This is a genomic window from Methylocystis sp. WRRC1, assembly GCF_020733155.1.
Lineage (GTDB): Bacteria > Pseudomonadota > Alphaproteobacteria > Rhizobiales > Beijerinckiaceae > Methylocystis.
In genome coordinates this window covers 616,289-641,033 of record NZ_JAJFZJ010000001.1, presented here as the reverse complement: position 1 = coordinate 641,033, position 24,745 = coordinate 616,289, and the positions used below count along the sequence as shown (strand labels likewise).

The 24,745-nt window shown below is 61.8% G+C and carries 22 protein-coding genes; 19 read left to right on the top strand and 3 right to left on the bottom strand.

The annotated features are described in order from the left end of the window. Window positions 1–107 precede the first annotated feature (107 nt). The 10 genes from LG047_RS03270 to LG047_RS03225 all read left to right on the top strand — a co-directional run bounded on the left by LG047_RS03270 (window position 108) and on the right by LG047_RS03225 (window position 13,078). Window positions 108–2,300, top strand: a complete 2,193-nt coding sequence (locus LG047_RS03270) for a TonB-dependent siderophore receptor (RefSeq protein WP_227965365.1) — start codon at window positions 108–110, stop codon at window positions 2,298–2,300. Window positions 2,301–2,315: 15 nt separating this feature from the next. Continuing rightward, on the top strand, window positions 2,316–3,842 hold the full coding sequence (locus LG047_RS03265; RefSeq protein WP_227965364.1) for a PepSY domain-containing protein: 1,527 nt from the start codon (window positions 2,316–2,318) through the stop codon (window positions 3,840–3,842). A gap of 178 nt (window positions 3,843–4,020) precedes the next feature. Continuing rightward, window positions 4,021–5,271 carry an aminotransferase class V-fold PLP-dependent enzyme gene (locus tag LG047_RS03260; protein WP_227965363.1) on the top strand — a complete coding sequence of 417 codons (1,251 nt, stop codon included), beginning with the start codon at window positions 4,021–4,023 and terminating at the stop codon, window positions 5,269–5,271. A gap of 87 nt (window positions 5,272–5,358) precedes the next feature. Next, window positions 5,359–7,389, top strand: a complete 2,031-nt coding sequence (locus LG047_RS03255; RefSeq protein ID WP_227968417.1) for a TonB-dependent siderophore receptor — start codon at window positions 5,359–5,361, stop codon at window positions 7,387–7,389. Window positions 7,390–7,959: 570 nt separating this feature from the next. Beyond that, window positions 7,960–9,294, top strand: a complete 1,335-nt coding sequence (locus tag LG047_RS03250) for a sorbosone dehydrogenase family protein (RefSeq protein WP_227965362.1) — start codon at window positions 7,960–7,962, stop codon at window positions 9,292–9,294. A 167-nt stretch (window positions 9,295–9,461) separates the two neighbouring features. Next, on the top strand, window positions 9,462–10,274 hold the full coding sequence (locus LG047_RS03245) for an IS5 family transposase (RefSeq protein ID WP_227965361.1): 813 nt from the start codon (window positions 9,462–9,464) through the stop codon (window positions 10,272–10,274). A gap of 287 nt (window positions 10,275–10,561) precedes the next feature. Beyond that, window positions 10,562–10,972 (top strand): DUF350 domain-containing protein, encoded by a 411-nt coding sequence (locus LG047_RS03240; protein ID WP_036282203.1) that lies wholly within the window; start codon window positions 10,562–10,564, stop codon window positions 10,970–10,972. A 4-nt stretch (window positions 10,973–10,976) separates the two neighbouring features. Next, the gene (locus tag LG047_RS03235; protein WP_227965359.1) at window positions 10,977–11,336 is read left to right on the top strand and encodes a hypothetical protein; all 360 of its coding nucleotides are present in this window, start codon (window positions 10,977–10,979) and stop codon (window positions 11,334–11,336) included. Beyond that, window positions 11,333–12,490: a glutathionylspermidine synthase family protein gene (locus tag LG047_RS03230; protein WP_227965357.1), complete on the top strand. Its 1,158-nt coding sequence runs from the start codon at window positions 11,333–11,335 to the stop codon at window positions 12,488–12,490. Before LG047_RS03235 ends, LG047_RS03230 begins: the two co-directional genes overlap by 4 nt. Window positions 12,491–12,619: 129 nt before the next feature. Continuing rightward, window positions 12,620–13,078: a YbhB/YbcL family Raf kinase inhibitor-like protein gene (locus LG047_RS03225; RefSeq protein ID WP_227965356.1), complete on the top strand. Its 459-nt coding sequence runs from the start codon at window positions 12,620–12,622 to the stop codon at window positions 13,076–13,078. A gap of 58 nt (window positions 13,079–13,136) precedes the next feature. Here LG047_RS03225 and LG047_RS03220 read toward each other — a convergent pair whose 3' ends face one another. Next, window positions 13,137–13,526 (bottom strand): DUF3147 family protein, encoded by a 390-nt coding sequence (locus LG047_RS03220; RefSeq protein WP_227965354.1) that lies wholly within the window; start codon window positions 13,524–13,526, stop codon window positions 13,137–13,139. A gap of 119 nt (window positions 13,527–13,645) precedes the next feature. On the opposite strand from LG047_RS03220, the gene LG047_RS03215 reads away from it, so the two are divergent. The 5 genes from LG047_RS03215 (at window position 13,646) to LG047_RS03195 (ending at window position 19,466) form a co-directional block, all read left to right on the top strand. Beyond that, on the top strand, window positions 13,646–14,731 hold the full coding sequence (locus tag LG047_RS03215; protein WP_227965352.1) for a hypothetical protein: 1,086 nt from the start codon (window positions 13,646–13,648) through the stop codon (window positions 14,729–14,731). Between the two features lie 130 nt (window positions 14,732–14,861). Continuing rightward, window positions 14,862–16,589 carry an adenylate/guanylate cyclase domain-containing protein gene (locus LG047_RS03210; RefSeq protein WP_227965350.1) on the top strand — a complete coding sequence of 576 codons (1,728 nt, stop codon included), beginning with the start codon at window positions 14,862–14,864 and terminating at the stop codon, window positions 16,587–16,589. 231 nt (window positions 16,590–16,820) lie between these two features. Then, window positions 16,821–17,585: a tetratricopeptide repeat protein gene (locus LG047_RS03205; protein ID WP_227965348.1), complete on the top strand. Its 765-nt coding sequence runs from the start codon at window positions 16,821–16,823 to the stop codon at window positions 17,583–17,585. 106 nt (window positions 17,586–17,691) lie between these two features. Beyond that, on the top strand, window positions 17,692–19,092 hold the full coding sequence (der, locus tag LG047_RS03200; protein WP_036282166.1) for a ribosome biogenesis GTPase Der: 1,401 nt from the start codon (window positions 17,692–17,694) through the stop codon (window positions 19,090–19,092). Between the two features lie 59 nt (window positions 19,093–19,151). Continuing rightward, on the top strand, window positions 19,152–19,466 hold the full coding sequence (locus LG047_RS03195) for a PepSY domain-containing protein (protein WP_051134075.1): 315 nt from the start codon (window positions 19,152–19,154) through the stop codon (window positions 19,464–19,466). A 41-nt stretch (window positions 19,467–19,507) separates the two neighbouring features. On the opposite strand, the gene LG047_RS03190 is transcribed toward LG047_RS03195, so the two are convergent. Further along, window positions 19,508–20,119, bottom strand: a complete 612-nt coding sequence (locus LG047_RS03190; RefSeq protein ID WP_227965346.1) for a poly-gamma-glutamate hydrolase family protein — start codon at window positions 20,117–20,119, stop codon at window positions 19,508–19,510. A gap of 146 nt (window positions 20,120–20,265) precedes the next feature. On the opposite strand from LG047_RS03190, the gene LG047_RS03185 reads away from it, so the two are divergent. Then, window positions 20,266–21,276: an acetylserotonin O-methyltransferase gene (locus tag LG047_RS03185; RefSeq protein ID WP_227965344.1), complete on the top strand. Its 1,011-nt coding sequence runs from the start codon at window positions 20,266–20,268 to the stop codon at window positions 21,274–21,276. Here the strand turns inward: LG047_RS03185 and LG047_RS03180 are convergent. Beyond that, entirely contained in the window at window positions 21,269–21,841 is a 573-nt protein-coding gene (locus tag LG047_RS03180) for an HXXEE domain-containing protein (RefSeq protein WP_227965336.1), read from the bottom strand. The two genes, LG047_RS03185 and LG047_RS03180, sit on opposite strands and share 8 nt — an antisense overlap. 207 nt (window positions 21,842–22,048) lie before the next feature. Here LG047_RS03180 and LG047_RS03175 point away from each other — a divergent pair, with 207 nt between their 5' ends. The 3 genes from LG047_RS03175 (at window position 22,049) to LG047_RS03165 (ending at window position 24,680) form a co-directional block, all read left to right on the top strand. Continuing rightward, window positions 22,049–22,468: a rubrerythrin family protein gene (locus LG047_RS03175; protein ID WP_036282154.1), complete on the top strand. Its 420-nt coding sequence runs from the start codon at window positions 22,049–22,051 to the stop codon at window positions 22,466–22,468. A 113-nt stretch (window positions 22,469–22,581) separates the two neighbouring features. Continuing rightward, window positions 22,582–23,928, top strand: coding sequence for a heterodisulfide reductase-related iron-sulfur binding cluster (locus tag LG047_RS03170; protein ID WP_227965334.1), 1,347 nt, complete (start codon window positions 22,582–22,584; stop codon window positions 23,926–23,928). A 161-nt stretch (window positions 23,929–24,089) separates the two neighbouring features. Then, on the top strand, window positions 24,090–24,680 hold the full coding sequence (locus tag LG047_RS03165) for a DUF3501 family protein (RefSeq protein ID WP_227965333.1): 591 nt from the start codon (window positions 24,090–24,092) through the stop codon (window positions 24,678–24,680). Window positions 24,681–24,745 lie beyond the last annotated feature (65 nt).

The following is a 24,745-nucleotide window of genomic DNA, read 5'->3' as shown; positions in this document are numbered from 1 at the left end:
CGCCTTCGTCGACGCCGGTAACGTCACCCAGCACGCCTCTGATCGCTCAGGACGGCCCGGCCTCGGCTTCCCCGTCATACACTGGCTTCAACCCCCCGAATAGCAAGTTGCAACTTGACACCCGCACGACAACATCGAGCCGTCTTGGCCTCACGCCGCGCCAGACGCCATCCTCGATTGTCATACTAGACAATGCAACGATGCGCGCACGCGGCGCGAACACCACGCAGGAGGCGCTGTCGCGCGCGCCGGGCATTATCGTTTCGCAGCAGCCGGGTTCGGCGGGCACGGTCTGTATGCGGGGCTTTTGCAATACTGAAATTACACAGCTTTTTAATGGGATAGACGTGGCCTATGGCGGCGTTGCGGGCCGTCCGGTCGACACCTGGACGCTTGACCGCATCGAGGTGCTCGGCGGCCCATCATCTTATCTTTGGGGCCAGGGCGCCGTCGGCGGCACGATCAATTACGTCAGCAAGATCGCCAACCGTGAGCAAAAGGGAATCGAGGCATTCGGTCTTGGAGGCATGTTCTTCAACCGCCGCGCGGGGGTTAGCTACAACGGGCAAATCGGCAATACGCCAAACTGGATTCAGGCTGCGGCGGGCTATTCCGGCTCGGATGGCTATGTCGAGCGCACGCCGCACAACGCCGGCGATTTCTCGCTGTCCTGGCTCAGCGACATCAATTCGCAGGTGTCCAACACGATCGCGGCCGAGTTTCACACAGAACAACGCGATGCCTATTGGGGCACGCCGCTGCTCAACCCGGTCTTTCTCGGCAATGTCTATGAGCTCCGCACGAACGGTCTGCCGGTTTTCGACGCGCAGATTTTGCCGGGGACCCGTTACAAGAATCTGAATGCCCTCAATCCCGTCTTCGACCAGCAAGTTGTGCTGGCGCGAAACATCACGGAATACGCCTTTAGCGAAGCGCTCCAGTTCAAGAACACACTCTATTTTTATCGCGCGGATCGCCAGTGGGAAAATATCGAGGCGGGGAGCTACAACGCAAGGAACCAAGCCTTTGCGGGGGGCGCCTTCCTTCCCAACTCGTTGATCAACCGTTCCGAAGAATTCGCCGTCCGTCATCTCCACAGCCTGATCGGCAATCGGACGGAGGCATTCTATCATGCCGACATATTCGGATTTCCGACCCGGACATCGGCGGGCGTAGACGCCTCGTGGAATGACCAGACGCGTAATCCCAGTCTTCCCAACCCCTTCTTCTCAAGCACCGTGCTTCCTTACGGTTTCACCGGTGGAATTCCGTACAACGAGATTTTTGGCTCGACCGGCTGGGTCGGAGGCGCGCGTGGACAGCTCCGGACAATCGCTCTCTTTGCCGAAAACCGGATATCGATCCTGCCGCAGTTGCACCTCACTACGGGCCTCCGCTGGGAGGACATCGAATATTCTCGAACCAACTTCCGGACGCCGACGCCGCCGGCTCCCCCTCTCGATTTGATCGGCGATCCAGCCTTCTTCCGGCGCGAATACAACCCCATCACCTGGCGCGCCGCGCTCAGCTACGATGTGGCGAAGGACGTCAATGTCTACGCCACCTACAGCACGGCGGCCAATCCGCCCGCCGGGTATATTCTGACCGGAACTCCGGCCCAGTTGCGCCAATTCGGACTCTCGACGGGGTGGCAGGTGGAGGGCGGCGCCAAGTTCGACTTCTTGGACGGGCGCGGATCCGCGACGATCGCCGGCTACTTCATCGAACGCAACAATCTGGCCATCCGCACCGGCCCCAATCCGAATCAAGTCGCGCCAGTCGGAAAGGTGGCGTCCAACGGCATCGAGTTCAACGCCGGCCTTCAGTTGACGCCAGAGGTAAGCCTGCAAGGCAACGTCGCCTGGACAAACGCAAAATTCGTCCAGTTCGATGAGGCGACGCGCGACTTTTTCCGGCCAATTCTTCCGCGTCTGCCTGCGGCGAATGCGGCCATTGTATCTCGGGCGGGCAATCGACCCATCAACATCCCCCGCTGGACCGCCAACGCCTTTCTCACATGGCAATTCATGCCGGAATGGCAATGGCAGTTCAACACCCGCTTTGTTGGCGACCGATTTGCGAATACGGCGAACACTGTCCGTTTGCCTGCTTATACACTGTTCGACACGGCGATCGCCTGGTCGCCAAAGTTCTTGCCGTTTGGTCGTGAAACGACGCTGACAGCACGGCTGAAGAACATCACCAACGCGCAATGGTTCGAATGGGGCCAGACGTTCAACGACGTCGCCCTGATCGGTGCGCCTCGCACTTTTGAGATGTCCATGTATACCAAGTTCTAATGCGAGGACCGTGAGATGAAGCGCTATCTCTACCTCGTTCATCGCTGGCTGGGGATAACGCTTTGTCTCTTCATGGCGATGTGGTTCCTTTCGGGAATCGTCATGATGTATGTCGGCTATCCCAAGCTGACCGCCGACGAGCGCCGGGCGGGCGCCGGGTCGATCGACCCCGCCCGGTGCTGCGTCGATCTCGCGACCGCTCTCGCCGCGACGGGCGAGAGCAGACCTCCAGACAGCGTTCGGCTGACTTCGATTGCCGGAACGCCGACCTATGTTTTGACCTATGGCAAGACGCAAGCCATCGCCGTGCGGGGCGATACGGGCCTGCGAGTCCAGAATGTCCTGCCGGAGGCGGCCGTCCAGGCCTCGCGCTCGTTCGGCGGCGGGGTGGACGCCGAATATGCGGGCGAGATTCAGGAAGATGCCTGGTCACATTCGAAAGCGCTCACCGCGCATCGGCCGCTGCACAAGGTCTACCTTTCCGATCACGCCCAGACGCTGATCTATGTTTCGAGCGCCACAGGCGAAGTCGCGCTCGACGTGCCGCGTACCGAGCGCATCTGGAACTGGGTGGGCGCCTGGATCCATTGGCTCTATCCGTTTCGCGGCGGCGCCATAGATGCCTACTGGCACGACATTGTCGTTTACGGCTCACTTGTCGGGACGATTCTCGCGCTCACCGGTTTTACCGTCGGCCTGATGCGCTGGCGTTTTGGCGCGCCCTACAAGACCGGCTCACATTCTCCCTATCGCGAGGGATACATGTGGTGGCACCACATTGTCGGCCTCTGCTTTGGCGTCACCGCGGTCACGTTCGTTTTCAGCGGGATGATGTCGATGAATCCTTGGAAACTGTTCGATCCGTCCGAGACGACATTTGACGTGAAAGCGTTCACCGGCGGCGACATCGAACCCTCGCACTTCAGGCTGAATGTCTCGCAGGCGCTGACGCTCTTCAAGAAGGACGAATTCGATCCCGCTGAAATCGAATGCCGCGTCGTCGATGGCAAAGGCTATTACGTCGCGTTTCGCGGCGATGGCGCAACGCGCATTCTCGCGGCGGAGCCGGGCGCGGAGCCACAGGAAAGACTGTCTTTCGATCTGCTGACGGGTCCTGCATCGCGCCTCGTCAAGGCCAATGTCGTGCGCAACACAATCCTGACCGCTTTCGACACGTACTATTTTCCGCGCGAGCCGCACACATTGTACGGAAACGTCGACAAGCGGCTGCCGGTGATGCGGCTTGAGTTCGACGACGCCAACGGCACTTGGGTTCATATCGATCCTCATACGGGCACGGCGCTGGGCAGGATTGATGTCCAGCGCCGCATGAGTCGCTGGTTGTTTTCCTTTCTCCACAGCTGGGACTGGCCCGCCCTGCTCGACGCTCGCCCGCTATGGGACATGTTCATGATCGCGCTCAATCTCGGCGGCTTCGGGATCAGCGTGACCGGCGCGGTGATCGGCTGGCGAAGGTTGAAGAAGAAATTTGCCCGTTCCATCAGCGCGCCATCGCTCGAACGCAAGACCTCATCGACATGAGACTTCGTTGGATCATCATGGCGGCGTTTGGTCGCGCACAAAAGGAATGTTCGTGTTCGAAGTCATCATGGGCGTTTTTGCGAGTCGTGTGCGCGGCGATAATCAATTGTCTGGCGCGGGTCGGAGGAAAGGCTGTTCGAGTCGCATTGCTTCATGAGAAGTCGAGGCCGAGAGCGTCATGATCGCGTTAGAGCTACATCGTCGCGATGTTATCAAGTCGATCACGCTGGCGGGAGTAAGCGCCTTGCTGATTTCAAATAGTTCCACGACGGCATCCGAAGCGGAGGACGAATGGGAAAAAATCGGGGCCGCGTTCGTCCGGCAGGAGCCTTTGATCAATCTGAACAATGCGGCCGTAAGTCCGCCGACCCTCGCGACCGAAGCGGCGATGATCGATGCCTATCGCTTCGCGAACAAGAATCCTGACGTCAACATGTGGCGGACAATCGACAGTTCGCTGATTGACATCAAGCGGAAGCTCGCTGGGATCGCCGATTGCGAACCGTCGGAAATTGCTCTCAACCGCAACGCCACCGAAAGTCTCTGCCCGGCCATATTCGGCATTCCGCTGCCCAAGGAAGCGGAGGTCGTGATATCGGATTGGGATTTTCCGAGCATGCGAAAGGCATGGGAGCAACGCGCAAGAAGGGAGGGCGTCAAGGTCCGGACCGCGAAGTTCGATCTGCTCGACAGCGATGAGGACATCGTCGAAGCCTATGTCCGGGAATTTGGCCCAAGGACCAAAGCGATCCTGCTTACGCACATGATCCATTGGAATGGTCGCGTGCTTCCAGTCGCGAGACTATGCGAGATCGCAAGACAAAACGGAATTCTGTCGATCGTCGATGCAGCCCAGAGCTTCGCACACATCCCACTGAGCTTTCGCCAGATGAATTGCGACTATCTTGGCGCGAGCCTTCACAAATGGCTGTGCGCGCCCTACGGCAATGGCATGCTGATCGTGCGAGCCGCGCGCATCGATGAGACTTGGCCGCTTCTGGCGCCGTTCGATCCCGAGCCGTTGGCGATCGAGAAATTCGAACATTTCAATCTCGGAACCTATTCCTCTCCCGCGCAACGCGCCGTCGAATCGGCGATCAATTTTCATAACACGCTCGGCGTAAGTCGAATTCATGCCCGTCTGGCAAAGCTGACCCGATATTGGGTCTCGCAGGCTTCCGACATCAATGGATTCAACTTGCATACGCCGCTCGACCATCCGGATACGGGCGGTCTCGCGCTGTTTTCCATCGAAGGCGTCAGGCCGGAGCATATCGAGAAAAGACTGCTCGAAGACTTCAAGATACGCGTTCGGTATCGCCGCAACATGAATCTGGAGGGCGTGCGGGTTTCGCCTCAGATCTACACGATGACGTCGGATCTCGACCACTTCGTTACAGCGCTGAGAACGATCGCGCGGGAGGGATAAGCGCTCCTGTGAAGACGCCAGTCATTGGCAGAATATCTGCGTGAATGAGGGCGATGCGTGCGCGGAAAGAAGGTGTCCATCCGCTTGATGTTTCTGTTGGGGGCGCTCGTCGCGCCGCCCTCGGCGCGTTCGGAACAGGGATCGTCGCCCCGCGCCGACGAAAAGCCTGTTGATCGCGAGAGAATACATCATGCGAACACGCGTGCTCATTCATCCGAACCGGTCTCACAAGCGCAGCGTCTGGGTCGAGACGTTTCCGGCGTGTTTGTCAACGCTTCGGCGGTGAATTCAGGTTATTCGCCCCGATTTGTCATGCGGGGATTCCCAAGCGGATTGACGCTGTTTGATGGCGCGTCGCACGGGTTCACGTCTCAGACTGTCGACCTGTCAACGGTCGATCATGTCGAGTTCTACAAGGGCCCGAGCGCGATGTTGTTTGGCAAGGCGCCAGGCGGTTATGGCGGCGCCGCGAATTACATTCGCAAGACGCCGACGGAGGAAAGCTTCACGCGTTTTACAGGCACATTGGGCGCGTTCGGCGTTCGACGCGTCACGATGGACGCCAACAGACCTTTGATGGACGACAAATCGCTCTTGTTGCGGGTTACCGGCTCGGCCCAGAGTGTCGGTAGCTTTGTCGATTTCGTCGGACGGCGCGGATTCGACATCGCGCCGATGCTGACTTTCGTCGCGGACAATGGCGACCGATTGTCCTTGCGCGCGGAACACAACGCCGTGCGCCTCGTCTATCGCGACGGCTTTCCCGCTGCGCCCTTTTTTTTCTACGTGCCCCGAGAATTCTATGCCGGCGCGCCGGTAAACGAGCATGAAACGCCGTTCTACGACGACATAACCTTCACATACGAGCACGCCTTCGACAGGAACTGGCGCCTGACGTCGGTGGTCGACTACTACCTTTCTGCGAATAACTGGGGGTGGTCGACGGGATGGGGCTATGACGGCTTTCAATCTGTGACGCTTGGGCGTCCCGCGAGGACGCGCGAGGCGGTCCGGAATTTCGATGCGCAACTGCGTCTCGACGGCCAGTTCGACACTGGCTTCCTGACCCACAAGCTGTTCTTCGGGCTGGAGCACTGGGATTATTTCCAAGGCTACTCTCCGAAATTCGCTCGCGACGCATTCGCGCCGATCAACGTCTTCAACCCGGTCTATCCTCTCGGCGTCAGCTATTTGGGCGCCGAATGGGCAAACGGCGTGGCCCGCGCGTGGAGCCAGTCCGTGTATGCGCAGGATCTTGTCAATCTGACGCCCGAGCTGCGAATTTTGATCGGCGGACGCTACGATCTTCTCCGTCAGCGCGAGCGCGTTCTCGACCCGTTCGGCGCATTGTCGGGGCAGCCGACATCGAGTCTCAGCAAGGGGGTGAAGGGCTATTTCAGCCCAAGAGCGGGCGTCCTTTACGACCTCTCGGATGCAACACAGCTCTATGCCGCTTTTGGCCAGTCGCTGATCCCGAATATCAGCGCCCGTCTGCAAAGTGGCGAGGCGCCCGCGCCGCAGCGCGACACTCAATACGAGATCGGTTTTAAGCGCCTCTTTCTCGATCGCAAAATGACGTTCGAGGTTGGACTGTTCGACATCACACGTGACAACGTCGCAATTCCCAATCCTGCAAATCCTTCCGGCTTCTATGATCTCGTTACCGGCCAGCAGCACAGTCACGGGATTGAAGTCAATGTGGGCGGTGAAGTGCTTCCAAATCTGCGCGTCAACGGCTCCGCGACATTCTTGCACGCGCAGGTCACCAAGGACGAAAACCTCCGGTCACAGAAAGGCAGCGATCTCCTGGGGGCCCCGCGTCGGGTCTATAGTCTGACGGCGAACTACGCCGTCAATGCCGGCCATCTGAAGGGGCTCGACTTCGGCGGCAGTTACTACTTTGCGAGCAGCGCCGAGGCGACGATGCCAAACACATATGGCTTCGTCCTGCCGCCTCAGGAAATGCTGGGCGCCACGGTCGCCTACAGTTTCAATGATCACGTAAAGCTTGAGGTGAGCGCGGCGAACCTTACAAATCGCGCAAACTGGACATCGAATGGAGCGTTATTCTATGGCGAGCCGAGGAGCGTCTCTGCGAGCTTGAATTGGAGATACTGAACGCTTCGTTCTCAGCAGACAGGATGGCGACCGTAGATAAAAGCCAAAGGGACCACGAGGGTGCCGTGGGGGCATCGCCTTCCGCATCGACGCGAGGCGGAGTTTGGGAGCGAGGGGGCTCGGATCGGACAGTTCGGGGCGCATCTTTTATGATGCGCTCACACTTATGGCTGGAATTATCGCCATGTAGAATGCGCAAATCCAGCCCCCTTAGCTGGGTGGTATCGTAGTTGGTATTGTTTTGGAGGGCGCGCGAAACGTCCGGCAATTACAATGTGAACGCAAACCCATTGACCATCGAGTGTGAGTGACGGATACAAACGGAGGCAAATTTCGAGGCCGCGCGATCGTCTTCCCATTTCGCATCTCACATCCGCTGAACTGGCGTTCTCCATCTGCAAGTTGGCAATTCGGATCTGCGCCCTCTCTCTGAACTGATGGGGTGGAGAGGGCATCCACCTCATCAGTTCACGCGCATATCCTGGCCGAGGCTTGAGAAGCGCGGGCTTCGCGCCATTTTTCAATCGTCGGCGCGTTTCAATGCCATGCGCCGACCTTGTGGGAGGCTAGATGTTCACAAAAAGTTTCTCAGCACGATTTCTCGCTTGCGCCGCGGCGGCGGCGCTGGGGCTTGCCGCTTGCAATCGCGGGACAAGCCTGCCCGAGAGCGCGGGCTACGGTCCGAATCCGACCTTGCCTGAACCGACTCCATCCCCGGCCTGGGCGCCCTATGTCAAAACGGCGCGCGCGGTCGGCTGGGCGCCTGACGAGGAGCCGACGCCTGCGGCAGGGCTCTCGGTGAAAGCTTTCGCCGGAGGACTCAAACATCCGCGCTGGCTGTACGAACTTCCCAACGGCGATGTTCTTGTCGCCGAGACCGACGCGCCGCCGCGCGCGCCGGGAACCAGCGGCGTGATCCGGTCGTTTTTCATGGGGGTCTACATGCGCAAGGCCGGCTCGCACATGCCGAGCGCCAACCGCATCACCCTGCTGCGCGACGCCGACGGTGACGGCGTGGCGGAGACCAAGACCGTTTTTCTTGAACGTCTGAATTCGCCCTTCGGCATGGCGCTCATCGGCGATCGGCTCTATGTCGCCAACGCCGACGCCCTGGTCAGTTATCAATATACGGACGGACAGACGCGCATCGATTCCGAACCGCTGAAGGTGGCCGACCTGCCAGCGGGACGCAATCACCACTGGACAAAAAGTCTCCTGGCCGATCCGTATGGTTCGCGGCTTTACGTCGGCGTCGGCTCCAACTCCAATGTCGGCGAGAATGGCATGGATGAAGAGAAAGACCGCGCCGCAATTCTGGAGATCGATCCGACGAACGGCGCAACGCGCGTCTTCGCGTCGGGGCTGCGCAATCCGGTGGGCATGGACTGGAATCCGGTGACCGGCGAGTTATGGACATCGGTCAATGAGCGCGACGAACTCGGCGACAATCTCGTGCCGGATTACATGACCTCGGTGCGTGACGGCGCCTTTTATGGCTGGCCTTACAGTTATTTCGGCCAATATCTCGACCCGCGCGTCGAGCCTCAAAATCCCGAGCTCGTGAAGAAGGCCGTTAAACCCGATTACGCCCTCGGCTCGCATACGGCGTCGCTCGGTTTCACTTTTGTTGGCGAGGCCGATCTTGGCCCCTTCCAGAATGGAGCATTCATCGGTCAGCACGGGTCATGGAACCGTGATCCGCGCGCCGGTTATCGGGTGATCTTCGTGAAGTTCCGGAATGGCGCGCCCATAGGCGGGCCGGAAGATGTTTTGACCGGTTTCCTGAGTCCGACAGGGGAGGCGCGCGGGCGTCCGGTGGGCGTGATGGTGGATCGTCGCGGCGGACTGCTTGTCGCCGACGATGTCGGGAATACGGTGTGGCGGGTGAGCGCTGCAAAGGACTGAGCCAGGCCGACAATAGAGCCGGTGTCGACATAACGACGCCGAGCTCTCCATGACAGACAGCGGCGCCGGGTTCGCCTCGCGCTTCATTGATACGCAATCCGAGCGCTCGCATCCGGTACCTAGAGGGTGTTATGTACTTTGGTCGTTGATTGCCTTAGTAGAATCGGATGTCTCCGATTCGGAAGCCTTATCCGTCTGACGTCAACGACGAAGAGTGGTCGCTGGTTGCGCCGTATCTGACGCTCATGGACGAAAGCGCGCCGCAGCGTCAACATTCGCTGCGCGAGCTGTTCAACGGGCTACGTTACGTGCTGCGCTACGGCATCGCATGGCGCGCCATGCCTAATGATCTGCCGCCGTGGTCGGCCGTGTATCAGCAATCGCAGCGCTGGCTGGCGGCGGGCGTATTCGAGGCGCTGGCGCAGGATTTGCGCGCCGTCTCGCGCGTCGCCTCCGGGCGGGCTGCCGAGCCGACGGCGGCGATCATCGACAGCCGCACCTTGCGGTCGACCCCGGAGAGCGGCCCGCGAGCCGGTTATGACGGCGCAAAGCGCAAGCGTGGCTCGAAGCTGCACATGGCGGTCGATACATTGGGCCATCTACTGGCGCTGCATGTCACGCCGGCCAACGTCGACGACCGCGCCGAGGTCGGCAAGCTCGCCGCCGCCGTGCAGGAAGCGACCGGCGACAGCGTCGAACTCATCTATGTCGATCAGGGCTACACCGGCGAGAACGCGGCCGAAGCAGCAAAAGCGCAGGGCGCCGAACTTTGCGTCGTCAAACTCGCCGAGGCGAAGAAGGGCTTCGTGCTGCTGCCCAAGCGCTGGGTGGTCGAGCGTTCATTCGCTTGGGCGACGCGATGCAGGCGGCTCGTCAAAGATTACGAGCGCTATGCTCAGACCCTCGCAGGACTACACGTCGTCGCTTTCGCATGTCTCATGCTCAAGCGCGCCGCGGAGTTCATCATACAGAGTGCATAACACCCTCTAGAGACGCGCTCACTTGTCGAGAGCGCAAAGTGCAGGCGGCGCGCCATTGTGGAATTCCACAATTGCAGCCCAAACCCGCTTGGCGACGATTGCAATGTCGTAAGTTCTGCTTTGTTCGGGCGTTCAATCCGATACCGTGACGGTGGCTGGCGTTCCGGGATTACGCCGTGACCGTTCTGACCCGCTTCTTCCCGCCGCCGCGGACCGTATGCCGTAGCCTGTGTCGCTCAAGCTCGGTAAATGCTAACATTGACTCCGACTCAGCCTGACGGGGGTCGATGTTCGTGCCTGAATTTCTGTCCGGCCTGCTGGCCTTCTCCGTTTATTTCGCCGGCGCGGTAGGCTTCTGCGCTGTCTTCTGCCTCGTCTATACGCGCGTGACGCGGCACGACGAGTTCGCCCTGATCGTCGAGCAGCAGAACGCTTCGGCGGCGATCGCCTTTGGCGGAAGTCTCGTCGGATTCTCCATTGCGCTGGCGGGCGCGATCCATCACACGGGCTCGGTTCTCGAATTCGTGATGTGGGGCTTCGTCGCGCTCGTCACCCAGATCATCGCCTATTTCCTCGCGCGTCTCGCACACCCGGGCCTGTCGCTGGCGATCGAGGAGAATGCGCTCGGAGCGGCGCTCTGGGTAGCGGCAGTCTCGGTTTCGGCGGGGCTGCTCAGCGCCGCCTGCATGAGCCCGTGAGCGCATGACGGAGAAGGGCAAGGAATTCGGCAAACGCGGCCCGGCGCCGCCGGTCGTGACCCACAGGGCGAAGGCGCCCGCGGGCGGCGGGCCGTCGTCGCAAAAGCGGTCGCTCGCCGTTTCATTGGCGATCATGGGCGCGCTGTCGCTCGGCGTCTATGAAACGATCGACTGGCTCGACAGGAAGCTCAACTGCGAGCCTGACCCAGCGAACCCCGACGAGCTGATCTGCAAGCATCGTAGCGGCTCGACATACCACCGTTCGAGCAGCGGTTGGCGTTGGGGTGCAGTCGGCTCATCCTCGCATGGCGCGTCCTTCGGGGGCTTCGGTCATTCCGGCGGTTTTCACTTCGGCGGCTCATGAGACGCGAATCCTCGCCGCCGCGCCCCGATTTCGAAAGGCATTTCGCGGAAATCGGCTTCACTTACGCCAATATGGACGGAGTGCGCTATTGGGACGAAAGCGCGCGCTATGCATTCTCGCTGCGCGAGATCGAGGAGGATATCGAAGCGCCGACGGCCGAACTCGACGCGATGTGCCTCGATCTCGTCGGGCGTATCGTCGAAAGTCAGGAGATGATGGAGCGGCTCCGCATTCCAGTACATGCGCGCGATCTTGTTGCGGAGAGCTGGAAAAAGCGGGAGCCGTCGCTCTACGGACGTTTCGATTTCGTATATGACGGGAGGGGTCCTGCGAAACTTCTCGAATACAACGCCGACACGCCGACGAGCCTTTATGAATCCGCCGTCGTGCAATGGTATTGGCTTGAGCATCTGGTCGAAAGCGGTGATTTGCCGCGCGGCGCGGATCAGTTCAACTCGCTTCATGACAAGCTCATCGCGCGTTGGGGCGAGATAGCGCAAAAGTCTCTGATTCATCTCGCAGCGATAAGCGACAGCGTCGAGGATTTCGGCACGACCGCCTATCTGGCCGATTGCGCGACGCAGGCGGGAAGCGTCGCCGCTCTGCTCGACATGCAGGACATCGGCCTCAAGGGCGCCAATTTTTACGATCGCGAGGGGCGCCGGATCGAGACCTTGTTCAAGCTCTATCCATGGGAATGGATGTTCGCCGACGAATTCAGCCATGCCCCGGCGATGCGCAACACGCGCTTTGTCGAACCGCCGTGGAAAACCGTGCTCTCCAACAAGGGGATGCTGGCGCTGTTGTGGGAGATGGCGCCTGGTCATCCCAATCTGCTCGAATGCTATTTCGCCGATGAGCCTCGCGCGGCGGCGCTCGGCGAGAGCTACGCCCGGAAACCGCTCTACTCGCGCGAGGGCGCCAATGTCTCGCTCGTCAGGGATGGCCGCGCCATCGCCAGCACGCCGGGCTCGTACGGCGCCGAGGGGCACGTGCTGCAGGCGCTCCATTTGCTCGGGAATTTCGACGGCCGCTATCCGGTGCTTGGATCATGGCTCGTCGGCGGCGCGCCGGCGGGCATGGGCATTCGTGAGGATGTATCGCCCTTGACGTCGAATAGCTCACGATTTGTCCCGCATGTCATTCTGGATTGAAGGCGCCGTCGCGCTCGCCGAACTCCAGTCCGGCGCTAATTTGGCGCAGTATGCATCCTGCATCGAGGATGTAGGATTACACGGCTGGCGGCTGAAATAGCCTGGCCTTTGCTATGGGGCGATGGATCGATGCGATTGACTTCCGACGCATTCTCCGGGGGCGAAAAAATCCCCCAGGAATTCACCTGCGAGGGCGACGATCGCTCGCCGCCGCTGAAATGGTCCGGCGCGCCGAAGGAGACGAAAAGCTTCGTCCTGCTCTGTGAAGACCCGGACGCGCCGCGCGGCGTCTTCCGCCACTGGGCCTGTTACGACATCCCCGCCTACCACACGGAGCTGGTGGAAGGCGCTGGACGCCCAGAGGGATTCGAGGATTTCCGGCACGGGATCAACGACTTCGATGAGCTGGGCTACAACGGCCCGTGCCCGCCGCACGGCCATGGGGTCCACCATTATCACTTTCGACTGCTTGCGCTCGATTGCGCCGAACTGCCCATTCGCACGCACCCGACCTGCAAGGAGGTCGAGGTCGAAGCGCGCAAGCATCTGTTGGCGGAAACGGAGCTTGTGGGGATCTTTCACCGGTGACGGCGTCGGATGCCTGCGGGCTACAAACGTTCGTGAATATTCAGCGGCCGGGCCGAAGCTAAAGTCCGACGCCCATCCTGCGCAGCAGCGACAGCATCAGGACATAGGCGCCCGCGGTCGCGGCGATCGACGCGCCGAGGCTGAGCCAGAAGCCGACCCCGTTCCTGAGCAGAAAGGGCAACAGCGGAAACAGGATCAGCGACGGGATGATGAGCCAGAAGATCTGGCCGGACAGCTCCGCGATCTTCTCGGGCGGCGCGCCTTCGATCCGAAGCCAGACAAAGGCCAACAGCGAGGTGAGCGGTAGAGACGCGACGAGAGCGGCAAAGCCCGTCGATCTCTTGGCGATCTCCGAAATGGCGACGATGACGAGCGCCGAGACGATGGCCTTGGTGGCGTAATAGAGCATGGTGGAAGGAATGTAGCTTGCCTCCATCGCCTGAATCAATGTGAGCGCGCGCCCATTTCGGGCGAGCGTCGCAATCTCGCCCCCTTAACGATGCGCGCCTCATGGGTTAATGGATTTCGTCGCCGTCCCGAAATTTCCTTTCACCGGGAGCTTGCCGCTTGCGCCTTTGGGACATTTTCCGGTTTGGACGCGGAAACGACGCCATTGACGAATGCGATCCCGCGATCGAGGCGATCGCCGACGCCATATGCGCTAATCTGCGGGCGCTCGGGCTGTATACGGACGCAAAAAAATACGGGCGCAGCTTCTGGGAGATCAGGGCGTCGTCGTCCGCGAAGATGATCACCGTCCCCGACGGCAAGGAGGCGTCCGGCGTCGCCTTACTCCTCGCGGGTAAATTCGATCCCCCCTCGCTGGTGTTCGAACAGATAAATTCGCTGAGGCCCGGGCTGGGGCGTCAGATGGTCGGCGCGGCGATTGCCGCCCTGGAGGAGAACCCCGGCGTTTTTCGACAGATAAGAGTCAATGATCTCTCGCCGCGACAAAAGGACGGCCGGAGATGGTGGGAGCATGTCGCCGCATCTCATTCCGGGTTCGACTGGCGCATCACCCATGACGAGGATACGACCCATTGGCCGGCGCCCCGACAGTCGCCACCGGCGGCGACAGGCGAGGAAGTTGCGTCATCGCCGGATTTCATCCGAAAGCGCGAGATTCTCGAAGGGCTCGTCCGGGAATTCGGCTGCGACCCGAGCAAGGTGACGCTGAGTCCGGAGAAGAAGACCTTCGATTATCTCGGTCAGAGTTTCACCTCGGAAGGCGAGGCGCTGCCCGACGGCTCCATAAAGATCTATTATGATCCCGCGATGAGCGACGCCCGCATGGGGTGCTGCCTCGCTCATGAGCTTCAGCATGTGCGCTATTTCGCCGTGCGCGACGCCTATCGCGCCGAGGCGGCGGATGGCCCGCTACACCAGATCTTTGCGCGGTTTACGCCGGAATTGCTGGCGGCTCAGCGAGGCGTGTCCAATTACTCGAACGAACATTGGGACGCGTGGAAAGGCGACGCCCTGCCGGCGCTTTTCTCCATGGAGCTGGAGGAAGGCGGCAGCGAGCCGATCAACGAGACAATCGCCGAGGTCGCCAAAGGGTTGTATAACTGGGGGCCGGACGTGCGGATCAACTCCGTGTGGAAGGAATTGCACAAGGCGATCAACGACGCATACGAAAAAATGGGAAAGTAATCGAACGGTCTTCGGTTTTGACGCGTTTTGCAGCGATCGGCTTTTTTGATCGGCGTCAGACGACGTGAGGCGCCGGGGCGTCGAATGCCGGGCTCTTTTCCGGCGCATGACGATTCAAGGAAATCTCGTAATGATTCAGTTATCCATCAGGCGAAAGATCATGGGCGTTGCTTTGGCGCTTATCGTGCTGATGGCGCTAACGTCTTTCTTGTCGATGATTTACATCATGCGCGTCGGCGCCCATTTCGAAGAGCTGACGCGCAGCTACATCCCGGCCTATGGCAGCCTCGCGCGCGCCAACATTTCATCGCTCGAACGCGCCCTCGCGCTTCGACGGATGATCATCGGCAAGATCCAGCTGGGCCCGGGCGATGACCGAACCGCCGCAAACCTCGAAAAATTCGAAGCGAAGGGCGCCGCCGTCGAACAGAATATCGCGAGCGCACACGCCCTGATTGGAGCGCTTATCGAGAAGGGAAGCACTTTTGGCGACGCGACGAGGCTCACCCGCATCGATGACCGCATAGAACATGCCGTGGATGCGCGTCGCCACCTCAATGACGAAATCCAGCGGTTTCTGAAGCAGCTCGACGCAAAAGACTCTGCAACTCTTTCAGACAATCTCGAGCGCGTCGACGCGCTGCGGGATGAATTGAACGGGAAGCTCGACTCGGTTCGGTCGGATATGCTCGCGCTCCTGACCGCCGACGCGGAAATCACGGTTCAGACCCAGCATGAGGCCATGATCGTCGCCGCGGCTCTCACCTTCCTTGCCGCCTTGCTCGGCGTATTGTTTTCCGTGCTGGTCAGTGACGGTCTGACGCGTCCGGTCCGCCAGTTGCTCGAGGGGACGCGCGCCGTCGAGATGGGCGATCTCGACAGGGTAATCCATATAACGACGCGCGACGAGATCGGTCATCTGACCGCAGCCTTCAATCGTATGGTCGAGCAGTTGCGTCTGAAGGAGCACATTCGCGCGACCTTCGGAAAATATGTCGATCCGCGCATCGTCGAAGGTCTGATCGACCAGCGGGCGCTGGCCTCCGACGGACAGCGCCGCGTCATGACGGTCTTGTTTTGCGACGTCACCGGCTTCACCAGCGCCAGCGAGAGGATGACGCCGCAGGGCCTGGTGAAAATCATGAACCGGTATTTTTCCGTGATGTCGGAGCCGGTCCGGCGCCATGGCGGCGTTATCGACAAATATATCGGCGACGCCATCATGGCCTATTGGGGGCCGCCCTTCAACGACGCGGAAGATCATGCGCGGCTCGCGAGCCTCGCCGCCATCGACATGCTGGAATGCGTCGGGCAATTGCGCGCCGAGTTTCCCGAGCTGTTGGGCGTGCGCAATGTGCCGATCGCCTTCGACATACGGATTGGCGTCGCGACCGGCGAAGTGGTTGTCGGCAGCGTCGGGTCGGATCACATGATGAGCTACACCGTGCTCGGCGACGCGGTGAATCTGGCGTCGCGGCTCGAGAGCGCCAACAAGATATATGGCTCCCGCATCCTTCTGTCCGAACGCGCCGCAGCCGGCGCCGAAGACGTCGTCGAGATCCGCGAAATCGATCGTGTGGCGATGCTGGGTCAAACGCAGCCGGAAACGGTGTTCGAGGCCATGGGGCCGAAAGGCGGGCTAAGTCCCCGCCTGATGGAGCTGCAGCTGCGATACGCCGAGGGCCTCGCCGCCTATCGTGCGCAGCGTTGGGACGAAGCCCGCCGGGCGCTCGCCCTGGCGCTCGAGGCGGCGCCCGGCGACGGGCCGTCGATGACGCTGATGCGGCGCGTCGAAGATTTGGCGACGGCGCCTCCCGCCGCTGATTGGGACGGCTCATGGCGCCTCGATCAAAAATAGCCGGTTCCCGACAAGCTACTGAAATTACTGTATAATATGACGGAAGCGACAGAAGGTCGGGCATTCGCGAGGCAGGAGGCGCGCGTCCGCTCCAGCCTCGGCCGCTCCTGCGCGGCGGAACAGGAGCGCTCCCGCCGTCCGGCGCGTGATACTCGCCTTTCCCGCCGCCCTGTGCTAACGCCTTGCCCGGGCGCCAAGCTCCAATAGCCGTTACAAAAGGGTCGCGAGCAGATGTCGGATATTTTCCACGAGGTCGACGAGGACGTCCGTCGGGACAAGGCCGCCGATTTCTGGCGGCGTTATCAGACGCCGATTTTCGTTGTCGCTTTCCTGATCGTGGCCGCGACCGGCGCATGGAGTTACTACCAGGACAAGCGCCAGAAGACCGCCGAGGCCGCCAACGCCCGCTTCGAGGCCGCCGTGGCTTTGGCCAATGAGGGCAAGAACGCCGAGGCCGCCGCCGCCTTCGACGCGATCGCCAAGGACGGCCCGAAAGGCTACGCCGCGCTCGCCCGCATCCGCGCCGCCGAGGCTCGCCCGGACAAGTCGCAGGCGCTGGCCGAGCTCAACGCCATCGGCGAGGATCCCACGGTCGACAAGCTCATGCAGGAAGTCGCGCTGCTGCGCGCCGCGCTGCTGGTTATGGAAGGCGGCGACCGCGAGAAGCTGGAGCGCGCTCTGGGTCCGCTGATGACGTCGAACGGGGCTTTCCGCTTCTCCGCTCAGGAATGGAACGGGCTCGACGCCCTCGCCAACGACGATTTCGACGAGGCGGAGCGCGTGTTCGAGCAGGTGCTCGCCGACCGTGACGCGCCTCAATCCATGCGTCAGCGCGCCTCCGCTTACAAGGGCCTGCTGCACGCCAAGCGCGGCCCCAAGAAGGCGGCCGCCTCCGGCGCCGGCGGGGCCGATGGCGGAGTCATCCCCGTGACGCCGGTAATCGAGTCGGAAAAGGGCGACGCCCCCGCCGGCTCGGCGCCGATCGAGGCCAAGTAACAGGCCACGCCTCATTCATTTCTTGCGAGCCTGAAGGCCTGCGGTCCAAGACGCCTCTGGACCACGGGCCTTCAGGCTCGCATATTTTGAAACGAAGAAAACGCAAATGTCCTTCTCGCTCGCCATCATCGGCCGGCCGAACGTCGGCAAATCGACGCTGTTCAACCGGCTGACCGGAAAGAAACTGGCGCTGGTCGACGACCGGCCGGGCGTAACGCGCGACCGCCGCGAGGGCGAGGCGCGGCTTGCCGATCTGCGTTTCACCATCATCGACACGGCCGGGCTGGAGGAGGGCGCGAGTGCCACGCTCGAAGGCCGCATGCGCGCCCAGACCGAGAACGCGATCCTCTCCGCCGACGCGATCCTCTTCGTCATCGACGCGCGCGTCGGGGTGACGCCGGAGGACAAATATTTCGCCGATCTCGTGCGCCGCGCCGGCAAGCCGGTGATTCTCATCGCCAACAAGGCGGAAGGGAAGGCGGGCGAGGCTGGCGCGCTCGAAGGCTTCGCGCTCGGCCTCGGCGATCCGGTCCCGCTTTCCGCCGAGCACGGCGAGGGCATGAGCAATCTCTACGACGCGCTGCGCGAGGCGCTGCCCGAAGAGACCGCCGAGCCCGAGGAAGAAGAAGCCGACAAAGAAGAAAACCTCTACGACGACGAGGAGGACGGCAGCGACCTCGACGTCACCAAGCCGCTGCGCATCGCGGTGGTCGGACGGCCGAACGCGGGCAAATCCACGCTGATCAACCGAATTCTCGGAGAGGATCGGCTTCTCACCGGCCCCGAGGCCGGCATCACGCGCGATTCGATCGGCGTCGATTTCGTCTGGCGCGACCGCAAGATGAAGCTCTTCGACACGGCCGGCCTGCGCAAGCGCGCCAAGGTCGTCGACAAGCTGGAGAAGCTGTCCGCAGCCGACGCGCTACGCGCCGTGCGTTTCTCGGAAGTCGTGGTCCTGCTGATCGATTCCACGATCCCGTTCGAGAAGCAGGATCTCACCATCGCCGATCTCGCCGCGCGCGAGGGCCGCGCCTTCGTCATCGCCCTTGGCAAATGGGACCTGATCGAGGATCGGGGGGCGAAGCTTTCCCTGCTGCGAGAGGAGGCCGAGCGCCTGTTGCCGCAGGTTCGCGGCTGTCCGGTCGTGCCCGTGTCGGGCGCCACGGGGCAGGGGCTCGACAGACTCATGGAGGCGATCGTCGCGACGCATGCCGTGTGGAACAGGCGCATCGCCACGGCGAAACTGAACCGATGGCTCCTCTCCGCGGTGGAGGAATCTCCTCCGCCGGCGGTCTCTGGACGCCGCATCAAGATACGCTACATGACTCAAGCTAAGTCGCGTCCGCCTCATTTCGTGATCTTCGGCAATCAACTGGAGGAACTGCCCACGAGTTACGAGCGGTTCCTCATCAACGGCCTGCGCAAGACCTTTGATTTGCCGGGCGTGCCAATCCGCATTTCGAGAAAGGCGGGCGACAACCCATATGCGGGAAAGAAAAAGAGTTAGGGATTTTGCGTCGACGCCGCATCGTCGGGCGCCAATAATCGGTCGAGGAAAGAAGAGTCATGATCAATCGCTCATTTTCGCATAGTCTTAAAGCGCTCGCTCTTTGCATCGGCCTTACGGCCGGCGCCGCATCCGCTGACGACCTCTTTGACATTCTGCCGTCGACGAATGACAGCGCGATCCTGCCGATGGAGACGATTCTCGCCCGGGCGCATGAAGCAGCGCCGGGAACTGTGACCGAGATCGAACTGGAGCGGAAGCGTGGCCGCTGGGTCTATGAGGTCGAGGTTCTGTCCCCGAATGGCCGGAAGACCGAGCTGCTGATCGACGCCCGCACCGGGCAAATTCTCTCACAGAAAATCGAGCGCAGATAGTTGTGGCGGGCGCGGCGCGCGTTGCGCCGCGCCGGCGACTCTCAACGGACGCCTGCCAGTTCGTCGCTCAACGCAGCGCGCAGGGCGTTGGCGAAGGCGTGACGATGCGCCGTGTCGGCCGCGAATTTGATCCGAAGGGCCTTCGGCATTTCGATTTGCACGCCTTTGCGGCGACGGCCCCGATTGCAGATGTTGGCCGGGTCGCGGCCCGCGAGGCGGTGGCCCTCGCCGACCGCCTTGGCGCGGAAGCCGCTTTGCAGCAGCGCATCGCAGATCGCGTCCCGCAATGTTTCATGCAGTCCGCCAACCCAGACCGACGCCTCGTCCTCACCATTCTTGCGGCCATGCACGCCGATGGCGACGTCTGACGCCTCGATCAGTCTCAAGGCTCGCGGCTCGTCGAAACGCGTGGACGTAATATGGAGGCCGTCGCCCCTGGCCCGCATCGTCAGGCTTTCGAAGCAATAGAGCGAGAAACGATCCGCGGCGATCGCCGCCGCTACTTCCGACGTTCCCGGCTCGATCAATCCGCCATGCGGCGCGACGACCACGACCGGCGACGATCGCGCGGCGACATGGATGCGGTAATGCACGCCCTCTATTTCGCGCGCCGCAAGCGACTGAAAACTCTCGTAGCGGTCAGCCAAGCGCACTGTCTCCCGGTCGTTCGCTCATTGACAAATTAAGCGGCGACGCTTGCATCTTCAAAGGTAAACGGCGAACAGCCAATCCCGTAACAGGCGGCGTTCAATATAACCTCGTCAAGCGCGGTGACGACGTTTTCAGCAGGAGTATCCCCATGACGTTGAAGCCCTCTCCCGAGAAGTTGCTCGCTCTCGGCATGTCCTTCTGGAACGCCAAGACGCTGCTCTCGGCGGTGGAGCTCGGCGTCTTCGACGCGCTTGCCGACGGCCCCGCCGATCTCTCGACGCTGACAAAAAAGCTCGGCCTCCACGAGCGTTCGGCGCGCGATTTCCTCGACGCGCTCGTGGCGATGAAGATGCTGGACCGAGAGGGCGGGCAATATCGCAACACGCCGGAGACGGATTTTTTCCTCGTGCGCGGGAGGCCGAGCTATGTTGGCGGCCTGCTGGAGATGGCCAATGCGCGCCTTTATTCAAGCTGGGGCAATCTGACGGAGGCGTTGAAAACCGGCCAGCGACAGAGCGAGAACAAGGAGGAGGGCGATCTCTTCGGGGCGCTTTACGCGGACCCCGACCGTCTGCGCGGCTTCCTTGCGGCGATGAGCGGCGTCAGCGCCGGGGCGGCCCATGCGATTGCCGAGAAATTCCCGTGGTCGGACTACAAGACTTTCATCGACGTCGGCGCCGCGCAGGGCATGGTTCCCGTCACCGTCGCGCGCGCCCATGCGCATCTCTCGGGCGGCGGTTTCGATCTGCCTGCGGTCGGCCCGATCTTCAATGACTTCGTCGCGGCGAATGGCCTTGCCGACCGGCTGCGATTCCATCCGGGCGATTTCTTCAACGACGCGCTTCCTGCCGCCGATGTCATCATCATGGGCCACATCCTGCACGACTGGGATTTGGCGCAGAAGCGCATGCTGCTGAAAAAGGCCCATGACGCGCTGCCCGACGGCGGCGCGCTGATCGTGTATGAAGCGATCATCGACGACGACCGCCGCCAAAACGCCTTCGGTCTTCTGATGAGCCTCAATATGTTGATCGAAACCGCCGGCGGCTTCGATTTCACGGGCGCGGATTGCGAAGGCTGGATGAAGGAGGCGGGCTTCGCGAAAACCCGTGTCGAGCATCTCGTCGGTCCCGACTCGATGGTCATCGGCTTCAAGTAGCGGCGAGCGCCGCCCGGCGGCGCAGGGCATAGGCGATGATGGCGGCGTGAATGGAGATCGCGACGCCGACGCCCGTCGCCTGCCACGCCAAGCCGCCGGCGCCGAGCGCGTCGAATCGCATCACACTATAGGCGCCGAGGGGACTAAAGAGGACCAGCGCCGTCGCGAGGCCGGGATTATAGCCGCGGAAGGCGATGGCGTGGACGGCGTGCACGACGGCGTTGACCACCGCCAGATAGACCGCGATCAGCCCAAAGCCGGGATTGACATTCGCCGACAGATAGCAGGCCGCGACGATCACGCACCACACTCCGAAAATATTGATGATGAAAACGGCCGCAGGCTTAAGGACCTCGCGGCCGCCGCCGATCGTCCGGTTGAAGAACAGCCGGAAGCGGTCCGCGTCATGTTCTTCATACTGATGCACAATATAGATCGGTAGGAAGAGAAAGGTCAGCCGGAGCGGCTCCGACCAGTGCTCGGCGAGAAGCGGATAAAGCGCGAGCAGCGCGAGTCCGGCGAGAAAGCCGCCGTAGACCCAGTTGTGGACAAGCCGGTCGAACATGTTCTTCCCCCGAAATTGCCAAGACACAGCCTGCTCGTCGGGGGCGTCAAACCCGCCGGTCCCGCGTGCGGCGTCCCCTGCGGCGAAATCTACCGGCGGATTGTCGGATTTTGGTTGGACGCCGCCTAGTTTTGAATTATTCTAATTCTCGCCTCGCCGGTAAGCGCAGAGAGCGATTCCGGCGAAGTGACTTTTCTGGAGGCAACAATGGCTACGCTCAAGGGCAGCAAGACCGAAGCGAATCTCAAGGCGGCTTTCGCCGGCGAATCGCAGGCCAATCGCCGCTATCTTTATTTCGCTCAGAAGGCCGACGTCGAGGGCTACAACGACGTCGCCGCCGTGTTCCGCTCCACCGCGGAAGGCGAGACCGGCCACGCCCACGGCCATCTCGAGTTCCTCGAGGGCGTTGGCGACCCCGCCACGGGCCTGCCGATCGGCAAGACCGCCGACAACCTCAAGGCCGCCGTCGCCGGCGAGACCCACGAATACACCGACATGTATCCCGGCATGGCGCGTTCGGCCCGCGAAGAGGGCTTCGACGAGATCGCCGACTGGTTCGAGACGCTGGCCAAGGCCGAGCGTTCGCACGCCGGCCGCTTCCAGCGCGCGCTCGACGAGCTGAAGTAACCGACTTTCGTCATTGCGAGGGAGGCCGGGGCGATCGGGACTTATGACGGAGCCCTTCGACCGCCGCCGCTTCACCTCGCAATGACGGCTGACGCCCGCCAGGCAGGAACATCATGAGAGAAGGCAGTCTCGAGGCCCCGACCCGGCATCCGCTGGATTGGGAAAACCCTGATTTTTACGACGAGGCGAAGCTCGACGCCGAAATGCGGCGCGTTCTCGACATCTGTCACGGGTGCCGCCGCTGCTTCAATCTCTGCGATTCGTTTCCGCGTCTTTTCGATCTCGTCGACGAGTCGAAAAGCGGCGAACTCGATACGGTGGCGAGCGCCGACTTCAAACAGGTCGTGGACGCCTGCACGCTGTGCGACATGTGCTTCATGACGAAGTGCCCCTACGTCCCGCCGCATGAATTCAATCTCGACTTCCCGCATCTGATGCTGCGCTATCGCGCCGTCGAGGCGAAAAAGCACGGGATCGGCGCCGCCGATCGCGCGCTGGCCGAGACCGACCGTAACGGCAAATGGGCGACGCTGATCGCCGGCGCCGCCAACTGGGCGACGCGTCGTGAGAACACGACCATGCGCGGGCTGGAGGAGAAAATCGCCGGCCTGGACCGCAACGCCGAACTGCCGAAATACGCCAGCCATACGCTGGAGGCCAAAGCCGCCGCCAATCCGCCCGCGCGCAACGAGAGCGGGCCGGCGAAGGCCCGCAAGGTCGTGCTCTACGCCACCTGTTACGGCGACTACAACGACACCTCGATCGGCATGGCGGCCCTGCACGTTCTCGCGAAGAACGGCGTCGAGACCAAGGTCGTCCACCCGCATTGTTGCGGCATGCCGAAGCTCGAACAGGGTCTGATCGGCGAGGTCGCCGACGCCGCGCGCAAGGTCGCCGCCGCTTTCGCGCCCTACATCGACGAGGGTTACGACATTGTCGCGCCGGTGCCGTCATGCGCGCTGATGCTGAAATTCGAGTGGCCGCTCATCCTGCCCAATGACGAGAGCGTGAAGAAGCTCTCCAAGGCGACGTTCGACCTTTCAGAATATATCGTCGACATCGCCAGGAAAGAGGGCCTTGCCGAAGGCATGACTCCCGTCGAGGGCGGCGTCGCCTTCCACGTGTCCTGCCATTCCCGCGCGCAGAACATCGGCCAGAAAGGCGCGGAGCTGCTCAATCTCATTCCGCAGGCGGATGTCGCGGTGGTCGAGCGTTGCTCGGGTCACGGCGGCGCCTGGGGATACAAGAAGGGCAATTTCGAAATCGCCATGAAAGTCGGCAAGCCCGCCGCGCGCCAGCTGAATACGGCCGGAAAGAAACATGTCGTCTCGGAATGTCCGCTCGCCGGCATACATATCGAGCAGGGGATCGGCGCGCTCGGCGGCGACGCTCCGAAGCCCGAGCGTATCTCGCACCCGATCGTGCTGATGGCGCGGGCCTATGGGGTCGGGAGCGAGTAACCCGGCGGGATTGGCTTTCCTCGTCCTGAGTAGGCCGCGCGGCCGTCTCGAAGGACGAGGAAAAAGCGGATCGCAGATGTGGCCTCGCCCCCGTGCTTCGAGACGCGGCGATAGATCGCCACGCCTCAGCATGAGGGCTCAGGTTCAGGAGCACCAACAAGATGACGAACCGTCACGAACTCACACCATCCGACATCCTGCCTTGGGCGGAATACGCGAAAGACCGCGCGGAGCATCGCCGCCGCATAACCGCAATCAAGCGGAATCGTCGCGTCGAGGTCGGGCCCTTCGTGACCTTCTATTTCGAGAGTTTCGACACGATGTGGCTGCAGGTGCAGGAGATGCTGCACATAGAGAAGGGCGGGCCCGCGCAGATCGCCGACGAACTCGCGGCCTATAATCCGCTCATCCCCAAGGGGCGAGAACTCGTCGCAACCTTCATGATCGAGATCGACGACCCGCTGCGCCGCGCCCGCGTGCTTTCCGGCCTCGGCGGCGTCGAGGAAACCGCCTTCATCGAGGTCGGCGGCGAGCGCGTCGCCGCGAGGGCTGAAGAAGATCAGGACCGCACCACTGCCGAGGGCAAGGCCAGCTCCGTGCAATTCGTGCATTTCCCCTTCACGGACGCGCAGGTCGCGGCCTTCCGCGAGCCAAATACAAGGGTGATCCTCGGCCTGACGCACCCGAATTACAGCCATATGGCCGTGCTGTCCGAGGCGACCCGGGCGGCGCTGGCGGAGGATTTTGCGTAAATCGTTGCAGGCGGGGGCGCTAGCCGTTAAGCCGGGCGCCTGACCATTTCGCCTGAACCGAGCAC